The organism is Streptomyces sp. AK010, assembly GCF_014207295.1.
Lineage (GTDB): Bacteria > Actinomycetota > Actinomycetes > Streptomycetales > Streptomycetaceae > Streptomyces > Streptomyces massasporeus.
In genome coordinates, this window is sequence record NZ_JACHCX010000017.1 from 150,010 (window position 1) to 173,020 (window position 23,011).

19 protein-coding genes and 1 pseudogene are annotated in these 23,011 nt (G+C 72.0%); 5 read left to right on the plus strand and 15 right to left on the minus strand.

The window, feature by feature from the left end; translation table 11 throughout:
* Positions 1-2 precede the first annotated feature (2 nt).
* A complete protein-coding gene (gene recA / locus HDC93_RS28580; RefSeq protein ID WP_185013734.1) occupies positions 3-1,127 on the minus strand; it encodes a recombinase RecA in 1,125 nt (374 codons plus the stop codon).
* Between the two features lie 312 nt (positions 1,128-1,439).
* On the opposite strand from recA, the gene HDC93_RS28585 reads away from it, so the two are divergent.
* Positions 1,440-1,916, plus strand: a complete 477-nt coding sequence (locus HDC93_RS28585; RefSeq protein ID WP_185013735.1) for a hypothetical protein — start codon at positions 1,440-1,442, stop codon at positions 1,914-1,916.
* Positions 1,917-1,981: 65 nt separating this feature from the next.
* Here HDC93_RS28585 and HDC93_RS28590 read toward each other — a convergent pair whose 3' ends face one another.
* On the minus strand, positions 1,982-3,253 hold the full coding sequence (locus HDC93_RS28590) for an AI-2E family transporter (RefSeq protein WP_185013736.1): 1,272 nt from the start codon (positions 3,251-3,253) through the stop codon (positions 1,982-1,984).
* Positions 3,254-3,620: 367 nt separating this feature from the next.
* On the minus strand, positions 3,621-3,815 hold the full coding sequence (locus tag HDC93_RS28595; protein ID WP_030853368.1) for a DUF3046 domain-containing protein: 195 nt from the start codon (positions 3,813-3,815) through the stop codon (positions 3,621-3,623).
* A gap of 80 nt (positions 3,816-3,895) precedes the next feature.
* On the opposite strand from HDC93_RS28595, the pseudogene HDC93_RS28600 reads away from it, so the two are divergent.
* A pseudogene (locus HDC93_RS28600) lies at positions 3,896-4,836 on the plus strand (hypothetical protein).
* Here HDC93_RS28600 and HDC93_RS28605 read toward each other — a convergent pair.
* The 3 genes from HDC93_RS28605 to HDC93_RS28615 are packed head-to-tail and all read right to left on the minus strand — an operon-like array spanning position 4,837 to position 6,724.
* Positions 4,837-5,148 (minus strand): AzlD domain-containing protein, encoded by a 312-nt coding sequence (locus HDC93_RS28605; protein ID WP_185013737.1) that lies wholly within the window; start codon positions 5,146-5,148, stop codon positions 4,837-4,839. It lies immediately after the preceding pseudogene.
* Positions 5,145-5,870 (minus strand): AzlC family ABC transporter permease, encoded by a 726-nt coding sequence (locus HDC93_RS28610; protein WP_185013738.1) that lies wholly within the window; start codon positions 5,868-5,870, stop codon positions 5,145-5,147. Before HDC93_RS28610 ends, HDC93_RS28605 begins: the two co-directional genes overlap by 4 nt.
* A gap of 23 nt (positions 5,871-5,893) precedes the next feature.
* Complete coding sequence (locus tag HDC93_RS28615) at positions 5,894-6,724, minus strand: AraC family transcriptional regulator (RefSeq protein WP_185013739.1); 831 nt, start codon at positions 6,722-6,724, stop codon at positions 5,894-5,896.
* Positions 6,725-7,074: 350 nt separating this feature from the next.
* On the opposite strand from HDC93_RS28615, the gene HDC93_RS28620 reads away from it, so the two are divergent.
* From HDC93_RS28620 to HDC93_RS28630, 3 genes are read left to right on the plus strand one after another with little or no spacing between them, the layout of a single operon-like run.
* Positions 7,075-11,988, plus strand: a complete 4,914-nt coding sequence (locus tag HDC93_RS28620; protein ID WP_185013740.1) for an ATP-dependent helicase — start codon at positions 7,075-7,077, stop codon at positions 11,986-11,988.
* A gap of 59 nt (positions 11,989-12,047) precedes the next feature.
* Positions 12,048-12,869 carry an Fpg/Nei family DNA glycosylase gene (locus HDC93_RS28625; RefSeq protein WP_185013741.1) on the plus strand — a complete coding sequence of 274 codons (822 nt, stop codon included), beginning with the start codon at positions 12,048-12,050 and terminating at the stop codon, positions 12,867-12,869.
* A 32-nt stretch (positions 12,870-12,901) separates the two neighbouring features.
* Complete coding sequence (locus tag HDC93_RS28630) at positions 12,902-13,666, plus strand: SDR family NAD(P)-dependent oxidoreductase (RefSeq protein ID WP_185013742.1); 765 nt, start codon at positions 12,902-12,904, stop codon at positions 13,664-13,666.
* On the opposite strand, the gene HDC93_RS38800 is transcribed toward HDC93_RS28630, so the two are convergent.
* The 9 genes from HDC93_RS38800 to HDC93_RS28670 all read right to left on the minus strand — a co-directional run bounded on the left by HDC93_RS38800 (position 13,629) and on the right by HDC93_RS28670 (position 22,918).
* Positions 13,629-13,910, minus strand: a complete 282-nt coding sequence (locus tag HDC93_RS38800; protein WP_260419809.1) for a hypothetical protein — start codon at positions 13,908-13,910, stop codon at positions 13,629-13,631. The two genes, HDC93_RS28630 and HDC93_RS38800, sit on opposite strands and share 38 nt — an antisense overlap.
* A gap of 128 nt (positions 13,911-14,038) precedes the next feature.
* Positions 14,039-14,509, minus strand: coding sequence for a Dps family protein (locus HDC93_RS28635; RefSeq protein ID WP_185013743.1), 471 nt, complete (start codon positions 14,507-14,509; stop codon positions 14,039-14,041).
* A gap of 214 nt (positions 14,510-14,723) precedes the next feature.
* A complete protein-coding gene (locus HDC93_RS28640; RefSeq protein ID WP_185013744.1) occupies positions 14,724-15,104 on the minus strand; it encodes a helix-turn-helix domain-containing protein in 381 nt (126 codons plus the stop codon).
* A 109-nt stretch (positions 15,105-15,213) separates the two neighbouring features.
* Positions 15,214-15,759, minus strand: coding sequence for a CinA family protein (locus tag HDC93_RS28645; protein WP_185013745.1), 546 nt, complete (start codon positions 15,757-15,759; stop codon positions 15,214-15,216).
* Positions 15,756-16,643 (minus strand): CDP-diacylglycerol--glycerol-3-phosphate 3-phosphatidyltransferase, encoded by an 888-nt coding sequence (gene pgsA, locus HDC93_RS28650; RefSeq protein ID WP_185013746.1) that lies wholly within the window; start codon positions 16,641-16,643, stop codon positions 15,756-15,758. Before pgsA ends, HDC93_RS28645 begins: the two co-directional genes overlap by 4 nt.
* The gene (gene rimO / locus HDC93_RS28655) at positions 16,640-18,139 is read right to left on the minus strand and encodes a 30S ribosomal protein S12 methylthiotransferase RimO (RefSeq protein WP_185013747.1); all 1,500 of its coding nucleotides are present in this window, start codon (positions 18,137-18,139) and stop codon (positions 16,640-16,642) included. Before rimO ends, pgsA begins: the two co-directional genes overlap by 4 nt.
* 93 nt (positions 18,140-18,232) lie before the next feature.
* Positions 18,233-19,078, minus strand: coding sequence for a helix-turn-helix domain-containing protein (locus HDC93_RS28660; protein ID WP_185013748.1), 846 nt, complete (start codon positions 19,076-19,078; stop codon positions 18,233-18,235).
* Between the two features lie 263 nt (positions 19,079-19,341).
* On the minus strand, positions 19,342-22,110 hold the full coding sequence (locus HDC93_RS28665; RefSeq protein ID WP_185013749.1) for a DNA translocase FtsK: 2,769 nt from the start codon (positions 22,108-22,110) through the stop codon (positions 19,342-19,344).
* Between the two features lie 127 nt (positions 22,111-22,237).
* Positions 22,238-22,918, minus strand: coding sequence for a two-component system response regulator (locus HDC93_RS28670; RefSeq protein ID WP_185013750.1), 681 nt, complete (start codon positions 22,916-22,918; stop codon positions 22,238-22,240).
* Between the last annotated feature and the right edge of the window lie 93 nt (positions 22,919-23,011).

Sequence of the window (23,011 nt, forward strand, 5' to 3'; positions counted from 1 at the left end):
GATCAGCTCTTGGCTGCGGCGGCCTTGGACTTGGCGGTCTTGGCCGCTGCCGGGGCGGGGACGGCCGGGGCCGCGTCGGCCGGTGCGGTGACCGCGGCGCCCGTGCCCGGCTCGGCGGCCGGCTCCTCGGGACGCACACCGACGCCCAGCTTCTCCTTGATCTTCTTCTCGATCTCGTTGGCCAGGTCGGGGTTGTCCTTCAGGAAGTTGCGCGCGTTCTCCTTGCCCTGGCCGAGCTGGTCGCCCTCGTACGTGTACCAGGCGCCGGCCTTGCGGACGAAGCCGTGCTCCACGCCCATGTCGATCAGGCCGCCCTCGCGGCTGATGCCCTGGCCGTAGAGGATGTCGAACTCGGCCTGCTTGAAGGGCGGCGCGACCTTGTTCTTGACGACCTTGCAGCGGGTGCGGTTACCGACCGCCTCCGTGCCGTCCTTCAGGGTCTCGATGCGGCGGATGTCGATGCGCACCGAGGCGTAGAACTTCAGCGCCCGGCCACCGGTCGTGGTCTCCGGGGAGCCGAACATCACGCCGATCTTCTCGCGGAGCTGGTTGATGAAGATCGCGGTGGTCTTGGACTGGTTGAGCGCGCTGGTGATCTTCCGCAGGGCCTGGCTCATCAGACGGGCCTGCAGACCGACGTGGCTGTCGCCCATCTCGCCCTCGATCTCCGCGCGCGGTACGAGCGCGGCGACGGAGTCGATGACGATGAGGTCGAGGGCGCCGGAGCGGACCAGCATGTCCACGATCTCCAGGGCCTGCTCGCCGTTGTCCGGCTGGGAGAGGATGAGGTTGTCGATGTCGACGCCGAGCTTCTTCGCGTACTCGGGGTCGAGGGCGTGCTCCGCGTCGACAAAGGCGACCTGGCCTCCGGCCTTCTGTGCGTTCGCCACCGCGTGCAGGGTCAGGGTGGTCTTACCGGAGGACTCAGGTCCGTAGACCTCGACGACGCGGCCGCGCGGCAGACCGCCCACGCCGAGGGCCACGTCGAGGGCGGTGGACCCGGTCGGGATGACCTCGATGGGCTCGTTGACCCGGTCGCCCATGCGCATGACCGCGCCCTTGCCGAATTGCCGTTCAATCTGTGCGAGCGCGGCATCCAGGGCCTTCTCGCGGTCGGTTCCTGCCATGGGTTCCACCCGATTTGCTTGAGTCGATCGCTTCACGTCAAAGACGCTAACGCCTGCCACTGACAATGCGCCCCGACGCACGTCCGGCCTGTGGATAACTCGGGCATTTCTCTACCCAAAGTACGTCGAAATGCCCTTCGTTGAGCTTCGCCGGCACCTCCATGAGAATGGATGTTCGATTTTAGTGTCAAGCGCACCACGCGCCACCGCCTACCCTGATCGCGACGGTGCGCACTCAGGGGGAGAGGCGGATGTGTCGGATCACCGCGGCGGGCAGGGAAGCCGCCGTCGCACGGTTCCTCCAGGAGCACCTTGGCATCGCGGGCCGCATCGGATCACCCCGAGCAGCGCGGCTGCGACGACATCGCCTGGACCAGCTTCCCGGAGTGCCCCGCCGGGGTCCCGGCCCTCCTGCGCGGCCTGCTCGATCCGGTCGCGGCTCGGGAGGCCGAGCGGGTGCTCTGCATCGTCCTGATGGACAGCCCCTTCAGCATGGGTCCGGCGATGCCGGCGGCCCTGCCGTTCCTGCTCCGTCTCGCCGCCGATCCGGCCGTGCCGGTGCGGGCCGAGCTGGTCGAGGTCCTGCTGGTCGTCGCGGAGCTCTTCCATCCCGTCGACGGAGGCAGTGAGCAGGCGATCCGGTTCCGGGGCAGCGACCGCGACCACCCGGAACACGCACTCTGCCGGGCCGTCTTCGCCGAGCACGCCGACCTGGTGCGCGGGGCCTGCTCGACGACCGGACGCTGCCGGAGGAGCTCATCCCGCCCGACGAGCGGCGGAGTCTTCTGACGGTGGCGACGCCGTAGGAGCCCGATGGCTCGGACGTCTCAGACGGGCCTCTCAGCTCGCACCTCTCAGGAAGAGTTCTCCCCGGACCCGGAGCCCCCGCCCCCCGGTCGTTCCGCCCCCGGTCGCCGCGCCCACAAGTTCCTCGCACGCGTGAGCAGGCCCGGTCCCTCTCCTCGTCGGCGGTGGCCGCGCACCCGGGGGTCGTCCGTGACGTCGTAGCGCTTCACGTACGCCCCCAGGAACGCCTGGAGCGTGGCGATGGCGGGGATGGCGATCAGCGCGCCGACGGCGCCGAGGAGGGCGGTGCCGGCGACGACCGAGCCGAAGGCGACGGCGGGGTGGATGTCGACGGTCTTGGAGGTCAGCTTCGGCTGCAGCACATAGTTCTCGAACTGCTGGTAGATCACCACGAAGATCAGGACCCACAGCGCGTACCAGGGATCGACCGTGAACGCGATCAGCATGGGCAGGGCGCCCGCGAGATACGTGCCGATGGTGGGGATGAACTGCGACACCAGGCCCACCCACACGGCGAGCACGGGCGCGTAGGGCACGTCGAGGGCCTGCAACAGGACGAAGTGCGCCACACCGGAGATCAGCGCCATCAAGCCGCGGGAGTAGATGTAGCCGCCGGTCTTGTTCACGGCGATCTCCCACGCGCGCAGCACCTCGGCCTGCCGGGCGGGCGGCAGGACCGAGCAGATCGCGCGGCGCAGGCGGGGGCCGTCCGCGGCGAAGTAGAACGAGAACAGGGCGATCGTGAGCAGTTGGAAGAGGCCCCCGATGACCTGGGCCGACACGTCCAGGACGCCGGTGGCACTGTTCTGGACGTAGTTGCGCAGCCAATCGGAGCGGAGCAGGCCCTCCTGGATGTCGACGCGCTTCAGGTCGGTCTTGAAGTGCGTGTTGATCCAGTTGATGACGGAGTCGAGGTACTCGGGGAAACCCTCGATCAGCTTGATGATCTGGTCCGCGAGGACGGAACCGAGCAGGGTGACGAAGCCGGCCGACACGACCATCACGCCGATGAAGACGATGAACGCGGCCAGCCCCCTGCGCATGCCGCGTGAGGCCATCCAGCTCACCGCGGGTTCTATGGCGAGCGCCAGAAAGAACGCGATGAGGATGTTGATCAGCAGGCCGGTGAGCTGGTGGAAGGCCCAACTGCCCAGCTGGAACGCGGCGACGAGAGCGAGCGCGAGCACCATGGCGCGCGGCAGCCAGCGCGGCATGCGGCCGTTCGACGGGGCCTCGCCCACCGGGGGCCGGACGGGCGGCGTCGTGCCGGAAACGGAGGACTGCTGGGCTGCCTGCCCGGTCTCGTCAGTGGGTGCCACGGTCCAAGTCTCGCCCACGCCACCAACAGGCGTCTGCCCGGCTGCGATCTTCGCCACCGGGCGGCGATGTCCGAGGCCGGTCGGCTGGTCAGGCCGGTGCTCGCCAAGGCCGTACGGCCCGGTCAGTCGCCAGTCGCCATGGCCGCCGTCCGGCCGATCAGACCGACCGATGGCCGCCCAGACCGCCCGGCCGATCAGGCCGCTGGCACCCAAGCCGTCCGCGCCAACCGTCCGCTGGCCGCCGAAGCCGCCCGCCCCATCGCCCGACCGTCGCCCACGCAGCCCGCCCCATCGCCCGACCGTCGCCCACGCGGCTCGCCCCCCACTGCCCGGCGGTCACCGCGGCTCATCGGCAACCGTCAGCCGGTCAGCGCCTCTCCCGGGGCACGTCCATCACCGAGCAGACCACCTGCCAGACCTCCTTGGCGTCCCAGCCGGCCGCCAGGGCCTCGTGCACCGTGCGTCCACCCAGCTCGGACATCACGTGGTCGCGCGCGAACATTTCGGCGTACCCAGGACCGAAGTGCTCCGCCATCCGCTGCCAGAAGACCGTCAACCGCATGACCCCAGTATCCCGCCCCTGGGGGTGGGCCTGGGCCGGGTCCGCCTGCCGGCGCCGCTTCGCGCCCTACGGTCTGACCCATGGCCGAAACAGGAGCTACCGAGTTCCCCCCGACGCCCCCGCCGCACAGCCCCGTCACGCGCGCGGAGCGTTTCGTCTGGCTCACCGCGCGCGTGCTCGAGCAGCGCCGCTTCGCCCACCACTTCCGGGGCGCCGCCGCAGAACCGGTGGAGATCGCCCTGGACGCCTACCGCAACGAGGACGGCGGGTACGGCCATGCGCTGGAGCCGGATCTGCGCGGTCCGGTCAGCCAGCCGTTGCACACCGCGCACGCTCTGCGCGTCCTGGACGCCGTCGGACGCTGTGCCGGCCAGCGCGTGGAATCTGCCGCTACCTGACGTCCGTCTCCACCGCGGACGGCGCCCTCCCGGCGATCCACCCCAGCCAGCGCGACTACCCCACGGCCCCCTTCGTGCCGGTGGTGGACGATCCGCCCAGCGAACTCCTGGCCACCGGGCCGGTGGTGGGGCTGTTGCACCGCAACGAGGTGTGGCACGCCTGGCTCTTCCGGGCCACGGACTTCTGCTGGCGGGCGGTCGAGTCCCTGGAGAAGTCGCATCCGTACGAGATCGAGGCCGCCGTGACCTTCCTGGACTCCGCCCCCGATCGCCCGCGCGCGGAGGCGGCCGCCGACCGTCTCGGCCGCCTGGTCCGCGAACACCGCCTCGCGGCCCTGGACCCCGACGGCCTCGACGCGTATCCGGTGTCCCCCGGCTACGCCCCGGGGGAGCACCACTTCCCGTACGACTACGCGCGTACGCCGCGTTCGCTCGCGCGCGCGTGGTTCACGGACGACGAGATGGCCCGCTCCCTGGACCACCTCGCGGCCCAGCAGCAGGAGGACGGCGGCTGGCCCGTCCGGTGGCGCCACTGGGCCCCGGCCCCCGCCCTGGAGGCGCGTCCGCTCGTGACGATCGAGGCCCTGCGCGTGCTCAGCGCGTACGACCGCGCGGTCGACTGATCATCCCGCCCCCATGGCCCGCACCCCCGCGCTCACCACGACGGCCGCGGCGACGACGAGCAGGAACGGGGCGCGCAGCAGCAGCGCCACGGCAGCGGCGGCGAGCCCGGCGGCCCGCGCGTCCAGCACCAGCGTCTGGCCGTCGGCGAAGGTCTGCTGGGCCGTGAGGGCCGCGAGCAGCGCGACGGGCAGCAGCGCGGCGAGGCGCTTGACGACGGGCCGCTCCAGGGCCCCTGCGGGCACCAGGAGCCCGGCCAGCTTGACGGCGTAGCAGCCGAGGACGGTCGCCCCGATCGCGATCCAGACGTTCACCGCGCGTCCCCCTGTCCCCCGCGGCGGCGGCCGTCCGCCCACAGCACGGCCGGCGCCGCCAGGGCGGCCAGCAGCACCGGCACCCCGGCGGGCAGCACGGGCAGCAGCCCGAGCCCCAGCAGCACGGCGAGCCCGGCGACGGCCCGCTCGGTGCCGGTCTTCAGCATCGGCGCGAGCAGCGCCAGAAACACCGCGGGCCCGGCGGCGTCCAGGCCCCACGCGTCCGTGTCCCCGATGGCCTCGGCGCCCAGGGCACCGAGCAGCGTGGTCAGGTTCCACAGGAGGTACAGGCTCAGCCCGGTCACCACGAACCCGAGCCGTGCGGCGCGGCGCGTGGGCTGGGCGAGCGCGACGGCTGCGGTCTCGTCGATCACACACTGTGCGGCGAACGGCCGCACCGCGCGCGGGAGTGCGAGCAGCTGCGACAGGCGCAAGCCGTAGAAGGCGTTCCGCACGCCCAGGAAGAAGGCCCCGGCGGCGGCGGTGAACGGGCTGCCCCCTGCGGCGAGGGCCCCCACAAGGGCGAACTGGGACGCGCCGGTGAACACCAGGAGACTGAGCGCGCACGTCTGCAGCAGCGTGAGTCCGCCGCCGGCCGAGGTCACTCCGAAGGCGAACCCGGACAGCCCGACGGCCACCCCGACTCCGAGGGCGTCGCGTACGACGGCCCGGTCCGTCTTCGTGCCGATGTCTGCGTCTTCGAGAGCTGTCCGATCTGCCACGCCCCGCACGCTACGGACCCCGGCTACCCCAGGTCTTGTACGTTCTTGCGCTCCCGCTGGTACGCCCCCGGAGGCACACCGACCATCCGGCTGAAGTGCCGGTTGAGGTGGGGCTGGTCGGTGAATCCGACGGTCACGGCGGCTTCGGAGGGAGTCGTCCCGGTGTCCAGCAGCCGTCGCGCCCGGCGTACGCGCGCGTCCGTGAGCCAGGCGTGCGGTGGCATGCCGTAGGTGTCCCGGAAGGCCCGCAGCAGCGCGAACGGGCTGGTCCCGAGGTCGGCCGCCAGCCGGTCCAGGGTCGGCGGCCGTGCCATGCGCTCCTCCAGCACGCCACGCGCGCGTGCCGCGATCCGGGCTCCCGCGGTGCGCACCTCCCGCCGGGGCACGGGTCCGCCGTTCAGCCGCAGAAGCCTGGTCACCGCCACCCGCAGCAGTGTGTCCGCGGCCAGCGCGTTGCCCTCGTCCGCGGCCCGCAGCACCTGGTGCACGAGCCCCACGGCGTAGGGGTCGTCCATCACCGGGCTGACGAACCCCGGCGTCCCGCGCAGCGTCGTCGTCTCGGCCGCGATCTCCGCCACCACGTCGACCGGCGGGTACACGGCTCCGTACCGCCACCCTTCGGGCACTCCGGCCCGCCCGGTGTGCGGCGTATCGGGATTCACCAGTGCGAGGGCCCCTGCCCCCGCGTACTGGTCGCCCCCTCCGTGGTGGAAGACCTCCACCCCGTCGGCGATGGCGGCGATCACGAAGTTCTCGTGCGTGTGCCGCACGAACGTCTTGCGCACGTACCGGGCCCGCAGCAGATCGACCCCGGGCAGCTCGTCGTACCGCCAGTGCCGTGCGCGCTCGTTCATACGACCATTGTCCGCGGTCGGCGGACGACGGAGCACACCCCCGAAAGCCGGAGCCGCCCCGCCTCGTCCCTCGGGGCACACCTCCGACGGCCAGCCAGGGCCACGCCCGGCGCACACCCCCGAGGGCCAGAGCGCGACCCCCGCCTCATCCCCGGCGCACCCCCCCCGAGGGCCAGAGCGCGACCCCCGCCTCATCCCCGGCGCACCCCCCCGAGGGCCAGAGCGCGACCCCCGCCTCATCCCCGGCGCACACCCCCGGAGGCCGGAGCCGCTCCGCCCCATCCCGGCGCGCACCCCGGGTGACAAGGCGGCGAAGCCCCGTTGTCAGTGCGGAGGTGCACGATGGACGCATGCCCAGCAATGCGCACCGAGCCCTGGACGGCTTCTCACCCGCGACCCGCGCCTGGTTCACGGGTGCCTTCTCCGCGCCCACCTCGGCCCAGGCCGGTGCGTGGCAGGCCATCCACGAGGGTTCGGACGTGCTGGTCGTCGCCCCCACCGGCTCCGGAAAGACCCTGGCGGCCTTCCTGGCCGCCCTGGACCAGCTGGCCTCCACACCTCCCCCGGCCGACCCCAAGAAGCGCTGCCGCGTCCTGTACGTCTCCCCGCTGAAGGCCCTGGCGGTGGACGTCGAGCGCAACCTGCGCAGCCCGCTGACCGGCATCCGCCAGGAGTCCGTGCGCCTCGGTCTGCCCGAGCCCGAGGTCAAGGTGGGCATCCGCTCCGGTGACACCCCGGCCGCCGAGCGCCGCGCGCTGTCCACCCGCCCGCCTGACATCCTGATCACGACGCCCGAGTCGCTGTTCCTGATGCTGACGTCGGCCACCCGCGACGCCCTGACCGGCATCGACACGGTGATCCTCGACGAGGTGCACGCGGTCGCCGGCACCAAGCGCGGCGCCCACCTCGCGCTCTCCCTGGAGCGGCTGGACGACCTCCTGCCGAAGCCGGCCCGCCGCATCGGTCTCTCCGCGACGGTCCGCCCGGTGGACGAGGTGGCCCGGTTCCTCTCGCCGCGCCGCAAGGTCGAGATCGTCCAGCCGGAGTCGGGCAAGGAGTTCGACCTGTCCGTGGTCGTCCCGGTCGAGGACCTGGGCGAGCTGGGCGGCTCCCCGGTGGCGGACGGCCAGGAGGGCGCGGAGCGTCCGTCCATCTGGCCGCACGTGGAGGAGCGGATCGCCGACCTCGTCCAGTCCCACCGCTCCACGATCGTCTTCGCGAACTCCCGCCGCCTCGCGGAGCGCCTCTGCAACCGCCTGAACGAGATCGCGTACGAACGGGCCACGGGCGAGCCCCTCGACGAGCACCACTCCCCCGCCGAGCTCATGGGCGGCTCGGGAGCGGCCCAGGGCGCCCCCCAGGTCATCGCCCGCGCCCACCACGGGTCGGTGTCCAAGGAGCAGCGGGCCCTGGTCGAGGAGGACCTCAAGGCGGGGCGCCTGCCCGCGGTCGTGGCCACGTCCAGCCTCGAGCTGGGCATCGACATGGGCGCGGTGGACCTGGTGGTCCAGGTCGAGTCGCCGCCCTCCGTCGCCTCCGGCCTGCAGCGGGTGGGCCGGGCGGGGCACCAGGTGGGCGCGGTCTCCACCGGTGTGGTCTTCCCGAAGTACCGCGGCGACCTGGTGCAGGCGGCGGTGGTCACCGAGCGCATGCGCACCGGTTCCATCGAGTCCCTCAGGGTCCCCGCGAACCCGCTGGACGTCCTGGCCCAGCAGGTGGTCGCCATGACGGCCCTGGACTCGTGGCAGTTCGACGACCTCCTCGCCGCCGTCCGGCGCGCGGCCCCCTTCGCCTCGCTGCCCGAGTCGGCCTTCACGGCGGTCCTCGACATGCTGGCCGGCCGCTACCCGTCCGACGCGTTCGCCGAGCTGCGCCCGCGCGTGGTGTGGGACCGGGTCACCGGTGAGATCACCGGCCGCCCCGGCGCGCAGCGCCTCGCCGTCACCTCCGGCGGCACGATCCCCGACCGCGGTCTCTTCGGCGTCTTCCTCGCGGGCGCCGACCCCAAGAAGGGCGGCGGCCGGGTCGGCGAGCTCGACGAGGAGATGGTCTACGAGTCCCGCGTCGGCGACGTCTTCACGCTCGGCACCAGCTCCTGGCGCATCGAGGACATCACCCGCGACCGCGTCCTGGTCTCCCCGGCCCCCGGCGTGCCGGGCCGACTGCCCTTCTGGAAGGGCGACCAGCTGGGCCGCCCACTGGAACTGGGCCGGGCGGTGGGCGCGTTCCTGCGCGAGGTCGGCTCGCTGCCCAAGGACGACGCCCGCCTCCGGCTCCTCGCAGCCGGCCTGGACGCGTGGGCCGCGGACAACGTGCTCTCCTACCTGGACGAGCAGCGCGAGGCCTGCGGCCACGTCCCGGACGACCGGACGATCGTCGTGGAGCGCTTCCGCGACGAGCTCGGCGACTGGCGCGTGGTGGTGCACTCCCCCTTCGGCGCCCAGGTGCACGCCCCCTGGGCGCTCGCGCTCGGCGCCAAGCTCTCCGAGCGGTACGGCATGGACGCGCAGGTCATGCATGCCGACGACGGCATCGTGCTGCGCCTGCCGGACGCCGATCTCATGGGCCTGGACCTGCTGGACCAGGAGCCGGTGAAGATGGGCCGGGAATACGACGCCGAGCAGGCGCCCCTGGGCGCGGCGGACGTCGTCTTCGACAAGGGCGAGGTCGATCAGGTCGTCACCGACCAGGTGGGCAGTTCCGCCCTGTTCGCCTCCCGGTTCCGCGAGTGCGCCGCCCGCGCGCTGCTGCTGCCGCGCCGCAATCCTGGCCGGCGCACCCCGCTGTGGCAGCAGCGGCAGCGCGCCTCTCAGCTGCTGCAGGTGGCCAGTGAGTTCGGCTCGTTCCCCATCGTCCTGGAGGCGGTCCGCGAGTGCCTCCAGGACGTCTTCGACGTGCCGGGGCTCGTCGAGCTGATGGGCGACCTGGAGTCCCGCAAGGTCCGCCTGGTCGAGGTCACCACTCCCGAACCCTCCCCCTTCGCGCGCTCCCTCCTCTTCGGCTACGTCGCCCAGTTCCTGTACGAGGGCGACTCCCCGCTGGCCGAGCGCCGTGCCGCCGCCCTGTCGCTGGACTCGCGGCTGCTGGCCGAGCTGCTGGGCCAGGCGGAACTGCGCGAGCTGCTCGACGCGGAGGTGCTGACCGAGCTGGAGCAGGAGCTCCAGTGGCGCACCGAGGACCGCCGCGTCAAGGACGCCGAGGGGGTCGCGGACCTCCTCCGCCTCCTCGGCCCGCTCACGGACCCGGAACTGGCCGAGCGGGGCGCCGAACCGCACTGGGCCCAGGACCTGGCGGGCACCCGCCGGGCCATCCGGGTCCGGATCGCGGGCAGGGACCACTGGGCGGCGATCGAGGACGCGGGCCGCCTGCGCGACGCCCTGGGCACCGCCCTGCCGGTCGGCGTCCCGGAAGCCTTCACGGAGCCCGTCAAGGACCCGCTCGGTGACCTCCTCGCGCGCTACGCCCGCACCCACGGCCCGTTCACCTCCGCCACGGCAGCGGCCCGTTTCGGTCTGGGCGTGGCCGTCACCGAGGGCGCCCTCCAGCGGCTCTCGGCGGCGGGCCGGGTCGTCCAGGGCGAGTTCCACCCGGCCGGGATCGGCCAGGAGTGGTGCGACGCCGCCGTACTGCGCCGGCTGCGCCGCCGCTCCCTGGCCGCCCTGCGCCACGAACTGGAGCCGGTCCCCCCGGCCGCGCTCGCCCAGTTCCTCCCCCAGTGGCAGCACATCGGCAAGGGGCACTCCCTACGCGGCATCGACGGTCTGGTCCGCGCCATCGAGCAGGTGCAGGGCGCGTCCGTGCCGGCCTCCGCCCTGGAGAAGCTGGTGCTGCCCTCCCGGGTCGCGAACTACACCCCGGCGATGCTGGACGAACTCACCGCCGCCGGAGAGGTGGTCTGGGCCGGGGCGGGCTCGCTCCCCGGCAAGGACGGCTGGGTCTCCCTCTACCTGGCGGACTCGGCCCCCCTGCTCCTGCCGCCCCCGCACCCGCTGGAGCTGACCGCCCTGCACCAGTCCGTCCTGGACACCCTTTCCGGCGGCTACGGCCTGTTCTTCCGGCAGATCGCCGACCAGGTCCGCGCCACCACTCACCCCGAGGCCACCGATCCCCAACTGGCCGACGCCCTCTGGGACCTGGCATGGTCCGGCCGCCTGACGAACGACACGCTCACCCCCATGCGCTCCCTGCTCGGCTCGGGCCGCACCGCGGGCTCCACGGCCCACCGCGCCAAGCGCTCGATGCCGCGCGGCCGCTACGGCTCCCTGACGGCCGCGGCCCGCACGGCGTCCCGCTCCGGCCCTCCGACGGTCGCGGGCCGCTGGTCCTTGCTACCGGCCCACGAACCGGACCCCACCGTCAGGGCCCACGCCCTCGCCCGCACCCTGCTCGACCGGCACGGCGTCGTCACCAGGGGCGCGGTCTCGGCGGAGGGCGTCGAGGGCGGCTTCTCGGCGACGTACCGCGTCCTGTCGGTCTTCGAGGAGAGCGGCCAGGCCCGCCGCGGCTATGTGGTGGAGGGCCTCGGCGCCGCGCAGTTCGCGATGGACGGCGCGGTGGACCGGCTGCGCGCGGTGTCCAACGCCCGCGACCGCGGCCAGGACCTGCCCGGCCCGCCGCCCGGCTCCGAACCCGACCCGTTCCCGGCCCATGACTTCGCCGGGCCGGACGACTCCGCTCCCTCCCACGACCACACCGGCGACCCCGGCCCCGACGGTTTCCCCGACCTGGACGCCTCCTTCGCCACCCCCGATCCGTCCCCGGGCGAGTGGGTCTCGCCCCGCGACTACCCCCAGGCCGCCCCGCCCTGGCAGAACGGTGGGCGCGCAGGGTACGACCAGGGCTTCGCGGGCCGTCGCGGCCGCCCCGACGGCGCATCCAGGGCCGTTGTCCTCGCCGCCGCCGACCCGGCGAACGCCTACGGCGCCGCCCTGGCCTGGCCCGAGCCGCCGACCGGCGCCGGGCACAAACCGGGCCGCAAAGCGGGCTCCCTGGTGGTGCTCGTCGACGGTGAGCTGACGCTCTACATGGAGCGGGGCGGCAAGACCCTGCTGGCCTGGCCCTCCGACCCGGACGGCGAGCCGTCCGCCGACCCCCGTCTGGGCAGTGCCGCCGAAGCCCTCGCCGCGGCCGCCCGCGCGGGCTCGCTCGGCACGGTCACGGTGGAGCGCGTCAACGGCGCACAAGCCCTGACCGACCCCATCGGCACCCTCCTGGAAGGAGCCGGCTTCATCGCGACACCCCGAGGACTCCGCCTGCGCGCATGACGACCACCCGCCCACGGCCACCCCGACCGCGCACGCGTCGACCGTGCCACCCTTGACCCATGCCCGAAGGTGACACGGTCTGGCAGGCCGCGAGGCGGTTGCACGACGCCCTCGCGGGCAAGGCGCTGACCCGCAGCGACCTCAGGGTTCCCCGCTTCGCCACGGCCGATCTCACGGGACGCACGGTCCTGGACGTCACCCCGCGCGGCAAGCACCTCCTCACCCGCATCGAGGGCGGTCTGACTCTCCACTCCCACCTGCGGATGGACGGCTCGTGGAAGGTGTACGGAAACGGCCAGCGCTGGAGCGGCGGCCCCGGCCACCAGATCCGCGCGATCCTCGGCAACCCCGACCGCACGGCCGTCGGCTACCGCCTCCCCGTCCTGGAACTCCTGCGTACGAGTGACGAGCACCGCGCGGTCGGCCATCTCGGCCCCGATCTCCTCGGCCCGGACTGGGACCCCGACCGCGCCCTCGCCAACGTCCTCCAGGACCCCGCCCGCGAACTCGGCGAGGCCCTGCTCGACCAGCGCAACCTCGCCGGTGTCGGCAATGTCTACAAGAGCGAGATCTGCTTCCTGCTCGGCGTCACCCCCTGGCTCCCGGCCGGCGACCTGCCCCCCGACCGGGCGGCGAAGCTGCCGGCGCTCGCCAAGAAGCTGCTGGAGGCCAACCGCGACCGCCCCATCCGCAGCACCACGGGCCGCCGCGGCCAGGACCTCTTCGTCTACGGCCGCGCCCCGCGTCCCTGTCTGCGCTGCCGCACCTCGATCCGCGTCGCCGACCAGGGCGACGGCTCCCGCGAACGCCCGACCTACTGGTGCCCCACCTGCCAGCCCGGACCCGCCCCCGCCCCGACCCGGCGCGGCCGCACCAATTGACGACCCGTCAGAAACGCTCGTACGGTCCTTGTATGCCCGTCACGGCGTACGACCTCAGCGGCCGCACCGCGTTCGTCACCGGCGCCGCGAGCGGCATCGGCCGCGCCTCGGCGCTTCTGCTCGCCGAGGCGGGCGCGACCGTGCACTGCGCGGACCGTGACGCCGAGAGCCTGCACGAGACGGCGACCCTGATCAAGGACGGCGGCGGCACCGCCCGCACCCACACCCTCGACGTCACCGACCGGACCGGGCTGAGGCAGGCCCTCGGATCCTGCGCGCATCTGGACGCCCTGGCCGCGGTCGCCGGGATCATGCACAGCAGCCCCGTGCTGGAGACCCGGGACGAGGACCTCGACCGGGTGCTGAACGTCAATTTCAAGGGAGTCCTGTACGCATGCCAGGAGGCGGCCCGCCTGATGATCGCCCGCCGCACCCGGGGCAGCATCGTCACCATGGCCTCCGGCGCCGTCGACACGGGCGGCCCCGGGCTGCTCTGCTACGGCGCGGCCAAGGCGGCGGTGGTCCAGCTGACGAAGACCCTCGCGACGGAGGTCGGCCGGTACGGCATCCGCGTCAACGCGGTGGCCCCGGGCTGGATCCGCACGCCCATGACCGACCGGCACGACAGCGAGGTCCAGGCGCACACGGAGTCCGTCATGGCCCGCATGTCACCCCTGGGCCGGGTCGGCGAGCCCGAGGACGTCGCGCACGCCGTCCTCCACCTGGCATCCGACGCCTCGGCCTTCACCACGGGCCAGATCATCCGCCCGAACGGGGGCGTGGCGATGCCGTGGTGACACCGCCCCTCCGTACCCCGGCCGCCCAGATCCGCCGCCACCGCCCCGCCCTCACGACTCCCCGCGCCTGTCCCTTGGGCACGCAGTGCACGGGCAGCACGCTCAACCCCCAGCCCCCGGCCGCGACCGCCGCCTCCAGGGCCCCCGCCCCGGGTACGGTCACGATCCGCAGCACGGCCCACCACCACAGCGCTCCCATCCCGAGCACGGCCCCCCGCACCCCCCAGCGCGCTATCCCCGCCATGACCGCCTCCTCCAGCCGACGCCCACGCGGCGCAGCCGTGCGCGCCGAGCGGCGGGTATACCCGCCCCCGGCCCGTCACACGCTCCGGGGTCCTGGACGGGGAAAGGGCCGGCGCCCTCTTCCGTCCGTCACCCGTTCTCGGCCTGGAACATCCAGTGGTGCTTCTCCAGGTCCGCCGTGATCCCGATGAAGATGTCCTGGCTCACCGGATCCGGCTCACCGGTCGACTCGACCCGCTCCCGCATCCGTGTGATCACCGCACCGAGGGCTTCGACGAGCGTGCCCACGGCGGTGGTGTCGTCGACCCATCCTTCGGGGGTCACTCCGATCCCGCTGCCGACGGCCACGGTGGCGGCCCGCCCGTCAGGGGAGATCCCGAGAGCCGCGGCGCGCTCGGCCACGGTGTCGGAGTACTTCCGCGCGGTGTCGACGACCTCGTCGAGCTGAAGATGCACGGAACGGAAGCGCGGCCCCACCACGTTCCAGTGGATCTGCTTCGCCACGAGGGCGAGATCCACCAGATCGACGAGGGCACCTTGCAGCGCCTCGGACACGGTCTTCAGGTTCGCGTCCGACAACGAGCTCTTCACGACGTACATCCGCACCTCCGAGGACTGCCCCCCGCCATCCCCTCAACGATGACCGCCGCACGCCACACCGGCAAACGGACAGAAATCAGGCACCGCACGAGCAAGTGAGGAGACAGGACGGCATCGGCCGCCCCCGAGCAAGCGAAAACCCCGGGCGGCACCCCTCCGGATCTCCCGGAGAGGCCCGGCCGGGGCCTCTGTCATGCCGTGTGAGCGCAGAGCCTCACGCGGCGACGACGTCCACTGCTTCGGCAGGCGCCTTGATGGTCACCCGTTCGGGTGGCACACCGGTCACCGAGACGGAGCCCAGCATCGGGCGAACCGCCGCGGGTACAGGCTCGCTGGGGGTGGCCGCAGCGGACTGGGCCAGCTCGGCGAGGGCGAGCTCGTCGCTCACTTCCCGCATGAGCTCGGACATCCGTACGTCCAGCGCGTCGCAGATGGCGGAGAGCAGCTCGGAGGAAGCCTCCTTCTGCCCCCGCTCCACCTCGGAGAGATAGCCGAGTGAGACTCGGGCGGACGAGGAGACTTCGCGCAGAGTACGGCCCTGGCGCTGGCGCTGCCGACGCAGCACGTCACCCAGCAGGCGACGGAGCAGAATCATCGGTGGCTCCCTCCTCGGACCGCGTAGCCGCATCCATTACGCCCCACCGTACCGCCTTGCGCCGCGGCCGTGCGGGGAGCGATGTCGTGTTCACTCAGGGCTGCAAACATCAAAACCCCCCGTTCCGTTCCGTATCCTGTGCCCGCTCATTCCCAGTCTGTTCGCCCGCAAGCTCCTTCAGGAGCAGTGCGAGTACGCTCCGTACACTCTCTCTACGAATTTCCGCGCGGTCGCCGTTCAACCGCAGAGCCTCCACTTTTCCGCCGCCGGCAGAACCGGAATCGGCTCCGACGGGCCCGTCCACGGCGACGAAGACTGTTCCGACGGCCTGTCCGTCCTGCGGATCGGGACCGGCGACACCGGTGGTCGCGATGCCCCAGTCGGTGCCGAGCGCCTTGCGCACGCCCACGGCCATCTCGGCCGCGACCTGCGCATCCACTGCTCCGCGCGCCGCCAGCAGAGTGGCGTCGACACCGAGCAGGTCGCGCTTCAGATCGGTGGCGTAGGCGGTCACGGAACCCCGGAAGACCTTGGACGCCCCGGGGACGGATGTGATCTCCGCCGCAACGAGGCCACCGGTCAGCGACTCCGCGACGGCGAGCGTCTCGCCCCTCACCGTGAGTAGTCGCACCACGTCGGTGGCCGTGGAACTCACGCTTCCTTCTCCTCCAACGCGGCCTTGCGCTCGGCGATTCCCTGCCTGCGCAGCACAATGGCTTGTTTCACATAGTCGAGACCGGTCACCACGGTCAGCACGACCGCCGCGGCCATCACCCACCACCTGAGGGTGGCCAGCCACCCCGTCAGCGCCAGCACGTACATGCCGACGGCCACGCCCTGGGTGAGGGTCTTCAGCTTGCCTCCGCGGCTGGCGGGGATGACGCCGTACCGGATGACCAGGAAACGCAGCAGGGTGACGCCGAGTTCCCGGCCGAGGATGATGCCGGTCACCCACCAGGGCAGATCGCCGAGCGCGGACAGACAGATCAGCGCCGCCCCCATGATCGCCTTGTCGGCGATGGGGTCGGCGATCTTCCCGAAGTCCGTGACCAGGTTGTACGTGCGCGCCAGGTGACCGTCGAACAGGTCGGTGATCATGGCGATGGCGAACGCCGCCCAGGCCAGGGACCGCCAGGCCGGGTCGTAGCCGCCGTCGGCGAGCATCAGTGCGACGAAGGCCGGTACGAGGACCAGCCGGAGCATGGTCAGGAGGTTGGCGATGTTCCAGACACTGGCCTGGTTGACGGCGGCGGCAGCGATCTTCGCGCCCCGCGGGGTCTTCCCGTCGTCCTGCGCATCCAGTCCGGCGTCCTCGCCGGGGACGGCCTCATCGCCGGCAGCCGTCCCGGCAGTCCCGTCGTGCCGCCCGCCGGACGAGGCGCCGGGCCCCGCTCCGGGCGCTCCGCCGTCGGCCGACCGCGCGGCCGCCGTTCCCGCGACCTTGCCTGGAGCCGCGGTGGACGCGGCAGCGGCCGCACCCGCCGCCGCCCTCCTCGCGCCGGAGGAGCCTCCCGCCGCGGATGCCGGGACACCGGTCATCTGCCCGCCTCCTCACTCCACGCAGGCGACGCGAACGAGCCCTGCAGCGGCTCGGCCACCAGGTCGACACCTTCCGTGCCGACCACCTTCGCCTCGACCATACGGCCGACCCGCAGCCCCGCGCCGCTCGTGAGCTGCACCTGGCCGTCCGTCTCGGGCGCCTGGTGCTCCGCACGGCCGTACACGCCCTCATCGTCGACGGACTCGACGAGGACCCGCACGCTCTGGCCGACGCGCTCCTCGGCCCGCTGCGAGACGAGTTCCTCGGCCAGTCGCGAGATGTGGGCCAGCCGCTCGGCGACGACGTCCTCGTCGAGCTTGTCGTCGTAGGTCGCCGCCTCGGTGCCCTCCTCGTCGGAGTAGCCGAAGACGCCGATGGCGTCCAGCCGCGCGCCGTTCAGGAACCGCTCCAGCTCGGCGAGGTCGGCCTCGCTCTCGCCGGGGAAGCCGACGATGAAGTTGGAGCGCACACCGGCCTCGGGCGCCTTGCTGCGGATGGTGTCGAGCAGCTCAAGGAACCGGTCGGTGTCACCGAAGCGGCGCATCGCGCGCAGCACGCCGGGCGCGGAGTGCTGGAAGGACAGGTCGAAGTAGGGCGCGATCTTCGGGGTCGAGGTGAGCACGTCGATGAGGCCGGGCCGCATCTCGGCCGGCTGGAGGTAGCTGACGCGCACACGCTCGATGCCGTCGACCTCGGCGAGCTCGGGCAGCAGGGACTCCAGCAGGCGGATGTCGCCGAGGTCCTTGCCGTAGGAGGTGTTGTTCTCGGAGACCAGCATGATCTCCTTCACGCCCTGCTCGGCCAGCCAGCGCGTCTCGTTCAGCACGTCGCTCGGGCGACGGGAGATGAAGGAGCCGCGGAAGGAGGGGATGGCGCAGAAGGAGCAGCGGCGGTCGCAGCCGGAGGCGAGCTTCACGGAGGCGACCGGGGAGCCGTCGAGGCGGCGGCGCAGGGGGGCGCGCGGGCCGGAGGCCGGAGCGAGGCCCTCCGGGAGGTCCGCCGGCGCGACGGCGGGCTCGGCCGGGCCGTGCCCGGGCAGCGCGACGTCGGCCGCCGACTCCTGGCGCTCCGCCGGGCTGATCGGCAGCAGCTTGCGCCGGTCGCGCGGGGTGTGCGAGGCGTGGATACCGCCGTTGAGGATGGTCTGGAGGCGGTCCGAGATGTCCGAGTAGTCGTCGAAGCCCAGCACGCCGTCGGCCTCGGGGAGGGCTTCGGCGAGTTCCTTGCCGTACCGCTCGGCCATGCAGCCCACCGCCACGACGGCCTGGGTTCTGCCGTGCCCCTTGAGATCGTTGGCTTCCAGGAGGGCGTCGACGGAGTCCTTCTTGGCGGCTTCGACGAAGCCGCAGGTGTTCACGACGGCGACGTCCGCGTTCTCGGCGTCCTCCACGAGCTGCCAGCCGTCCGCCTCCAAACGGCCTGCGAGCTCCTCCGAGTCCACCTCGTTACGGGCGCAGCCAAGGGTGACGAGTGCGACGGTACGGCGTTCAGGCATGGGCTCAAGACTACTTCGTCCCGCTGACACCCCACGTCGACGGGGTTGGCCGTTTCCCGGCCAACCCCGTGTCAACTGGATGTTTCGGGCTGATCACCCGGCCTCGGGGTCGCCCTTCGTGTATGTCAGGCGTTCGACGGCTCCCGGCTGGAAGTTCTCCTCGATCTTCTTGCCGTTGACGAAGAGATCGATCGCGCCGGCGTCACCGAGAACGAGGTGGACCTTCGAGCTGTCCTGGAAGGTCTTGGTTTCGCCCTGCTTGAGGACGCCGTCGAAGATCATCCGGCCGTTGTGGTCCTTGGCGGCGATCCAGCTGCGGCCGTCGGCGGCGGCCACCCGGACCGTCACCTTGTCCTGCGGCGCGGCCGCGATGGCGCTGTCGGACGGCTCGGGCTCGGGGTCGGCGGGCTTCTTGGTCTTGGTGGTCGGGGAGGCGGAGTCGCTGGGCGTGGAGCCCTCCGCCACGTTCGCCTCGTTGCCGCTGTCGTCGCCCTGGAACATCGTGAAGCCGACGAAACCGATCACGGCGACGATCGCGGCGACCATGGCCGCGGTCCAGTTGGGGCCGCGCCGCTCCGGACGGATACGTTCCGCCTCGAAGAGGGGAGCTGCCGGGGTCGGTGCCGGACGTCCGCCGTGCTCGTCGCCGTACTGGGCGAGCAGCGGCTCGGGGTCGAGGTGGACGGCCTTGGCCAGGGCCCGGATGTGCCCACGGGCGTAGACGTCCCCGCCGCAGGCGGAGAAGTCGTCCGCCTCGATGGCGTGCACGATGTTCATGCGGACCCGGGTGGCGCTACTGACGTCGTCGACGGTCAGCCCGGCGGCGATACGAGCCTGCTGCAGGGCACGGCCGATGGAGGGGCGGGCTTCCTCGCGGTCTGCTTCGACGTGCTCGTTTTCGAACGGACGCTCGTCTTCAGGGGAGTTGCCGATGGACACGGGGGCGCCTTTCGAGCGTGTAGCCGCCTGTGCTGGAAGTTCAGTCTAGGGGGGTACCAAAAGGGTGGGGCAACCGGGCGGTGTCACTTTGTACGCCATCGGAATGGCCCGACATTCCGATGGTGGGGTCGCTGGTTGTCGCTTCCCTCAACTTGACGTACGCCGAAGGGAAACGGTTGCTCGATGATCCCTTACGGGTAAGTCACGATCCGGACACCCGTTTGCCGTAGCGCGCCGCGAGACGATCACCGTGTCCCGCTTCCCTACCCTTCAGACTCCCCCCGGATCAGGGCGAGCACGCCATCCAGCTCATCAGGCTTCACAAGAACGTCACGAGCCTTCGAACCCTCGCTCGGTCCGACGATGTTCCGGGACTCCATCAGGTCCATCAGCCGGCCGGCCTTGGCGAAGCCGACGCGCAGCTTGCGCTGGAGCATGGACGTCGACCCGAACTGCGTGGAGACGACCAGCTCGGCCGCCTGGCACAGCAGGTCGAGGTCGTCGCCGATGTCCTCGTCGATCTCCTTCTTCTGCTTGGTGCCCACGACGACGTCGTCCCGGAAGACCGGCGTCATCTGGTCCTTGCAGTGCCGGACGACGCCCGCGATCTCCTCCTCGGTGACGAAGGCGCCCTGCATACGGGTGGGCTTGTTGGCCCCCATGGGCAGGAACAGCCCGTCGCCCTTGCCGATGAGCTTCTCGGCACCCGGCTGGTCGAGGATGACCCGCGAGTCGGCCAGCGAGGACGTGGCGAACGCCAGCCGCGACGGGACGTTCGCCTTGATCAGACCGGTGACGACGTCCACCGACGGCCGCTGCGTGGCGAGCACCAGGTGGATGCCGGCCGCGCGCGCGAGCTGCGTGATGCGCACGATCGCGTCCTCGACGTCCCGCGGCGCGACCATCATCAGATCGGCGAGCTCGTCGACGATGACCAGCAGGTAGGGGTACGGCTGGAGCTCGCGCTCGCTGCCCTCGGGCGGCTTGGCCTTGCCCTCGCGCACGGCCCGGTTGAAGTCGTCGATGTGCCGGTAGCCGTAGGCCGCCAGGTCGTCGTAGCGCAGGTCCATCTCGCGGACGACCCACTGGAGTGCCTCGGCGGCCCGCTTGGGGTTGGTGATGATCGGTGTGATCAGGTGCGGGATGCCCTCGTACGCGGTCAGCTCGACCCGCTTGGGGTCGACCAGGATCATCCGCACGTCCTCGGGGGTCGCCCGCATCATGACCGAGGTGATCAGACAGTTGATGCAGGACGACTTGCCGGAGCCGGTGGCGCCGGCGACCAGCATGTGCGGCATCTTCGCCAGCGAGTGCATGACGTAGCCGCCCTCGACGTCCTTGCCGAAGGCGACCAGCATCGGGTCGTCGTCCTCGGCGGACTCCGCGAGGCGCAGGACGTCGCCGAGGTTGACCATCTCCCGGTCGGTGTTGGGGATCTCGATGCCGACCGCGGACTTGCCGGGGATCGGGCTGATGATCCGCACGTCCGGGCTGGCGACGGCGTAGGCGATGTTCTTGGTCAGCGCGGTGATCCGCTCGACCTTCACGGCGGGGCCGAGCTCGACCTCGTAGCGCGTGACCGTCGGCCCGCGGGTGAAGCCGGTGACGCCGGCGTCCACCTTGAACTCGGTGAAGACCGTCGTGAGCGACTCGACGATGAGGTCGTTGGCGGCGCTGCGGGACTTGCCCGGGCCGCCGCGCTCCAGCAGGTCGAGCGACGGAAGGGAGTACGTGATGTCGCCGGACAGCTGGAGCTGCTCCGCGCGCGGGGGCAGGTCGCGGGGCTCGGCGGGCGGGGACTTGGTGAGGTCGCGGACACCGGGCTTCGGCTTCGGCGGTTCGGGCGCGTCCTGCTCGGGCCTGTCCTGCTTGCGCTTGTCCTGCTTGAGCTTCTCCTGCTGCGGCCGGGCGGACGGGACGGGCGTCGGTGTGGTCGCCTCCTGGTCCCCCACTCGCACGCCCTGGGTGAGGTCGGCGACGATCGGGGAGGGCGGCATGCCGTGCAGCACGGCACCGTCGAGGGCCGCCGCTGCCGCTGCCGCGATGTCCACGGCGTCCCTGCGCCGGTCCATGTCGGGCTGCTGCACCGCCGAGCGGCGAGGGCGGCCACGGCGCCGGGTGAGCGCCTCCTCCTCGGCACTGTCCGGGTCGTACGCCTCGGGCGCCGGCGCACGCCTGCCGCGCGGGCGCGCGGGCAGCGACTCGCGCCACTGCTCCTCATAGCGCTCGTCGTCCTCGGCGAAACCGAACTCGTCCTCGGACGGGTCGCGAAGGATCCCCAGACGCACCCCGAGCAGCCGCAGCCGCTGCGGGATGGCGTTGACCGGCGTGGCCGTGACGACGAGCAGCCCGAACACCGTCAGCAGCACCAGCAGCGGCACGGCGAGCACGTCGCCCAGGGCGTACGACAGCGGCGTCGCCATGCCCCAGCCGATGAGGCCGCCGGCGTCCCTTATGGCCTGCATGCCGTCGCCACGCGCGGGTGAGCCGCACGCGATGTGGACCTGGCCGAGCACGCCGATGACGAGCGCGGACAGGCCGATGACGATGCGTCCGTTGGCCTCGGGCTTCTCCGGGTGGCGGATGAACCGCACGGCGATGACGGCGAGCAGTATCGGCACGAGCAGGTCGAGCCGGCCGAAGGCGCCGGTCACCAGGATCTCGACGAGGTCGCCCACGGGGCCCTTGAGGTCGGCCCAGGTGCCCGCGGCGACGATCAGTCCGATGCCGAGCAGAAGCAGGGCGACACCGTCCTTGCGGTGGGCCGGGTCGAGGTTCTTGGCGCCCTGCCCTATGCCGCGGAACACGGCGCCGACCGCGTGCGCCACGCCGAGCCACACCGCGCGCACCAGCCGGTAGATGCCACCGGTGGGGCTGGGTGCCGGCCTGGGCGCGACCTTCTTGGCCGCGGCCTTCCTGGCGGGCGCCTTCTTCGCGGGAGCCTTCTTGGCGGCGGCCTTCTTCGCCGGAGCCTTCGCGGCCGCCTTCTTCGGGGGCGGCGGCTTCTTGGCTGCGGAGGGACGTGAGGCCATGGGTGTGAGGTTACCGGTGGAGACGACAGGGGACACGCGTGTCCACGGCTTCACCCGTTCGTGTCGCTTCGGGAGAGGCACGAAACTGACGCGCGCTCACGGACGGGCAATCCCGCCTGTGCGTGGGTCAGTTCTGCGAGGACACCGAGGACGCGCTCCCGGTGCCCGGCTCCAGCGCGTCCAGCGCCCGCCGCAACCCCGTGAGCTTGCGCTCCAGATGAGCCGCCGTGGCCACCGCGGCGGCGTCCGTCGACTCGTCGTTGAGCTGCTTGGTCAGCGCTTCGGCCTGCTCCTCGACGGCCGCGAGCCGCGCGGAGAGCTCCGCGAGCAGCCCGGCCGGCTCCTTGGCCTCGCCGCCCGCGTCCTTGCCGTTGCCCTCCAACTGGAGCCGCAGCAGCGACGCCTGCTCCCGGAGCTGGCAGTTCTTCATGTACAGCTCGACGAAGACGGAGACCTTCGCGCGCAGCACCCACGGGTCGAACGGCTTGGAGATGTAGTCCACCGCGCCCGCCGCGTAACCCCGGAAGGTGTGGTGCGGGCCATGGTTGATCGCCGTGAGGAAGATGATCGGGATGTCCCGGGTCCGCTCGCGGCGCTTGATGTGCGCGGCCGTCTCGAAGCCGTCCATGCCCGGCATCTGGACGTCCAGCAGGATGACCGCGAAGTCGTCCGTGAGCAGCGCTTTGAGCGCTTCCTCCCCGGACGATGCCCGCACCAGCGTCTGATCGAGCGCAGAGAGGATCGCCTCCAGCGCCAGCAGATTCTCCGGCCGGTCATCGACCAGGAGGATCTTGGCCTTCTGCACCATGGCCCGCCCTCCTCGCCCCGGCGTGGGGCCTCCCCTGTCCGCAAGACCTGTGGAAGCACCGGTGGGTGCCGCCCCAGGGGACGACTCCCTTGC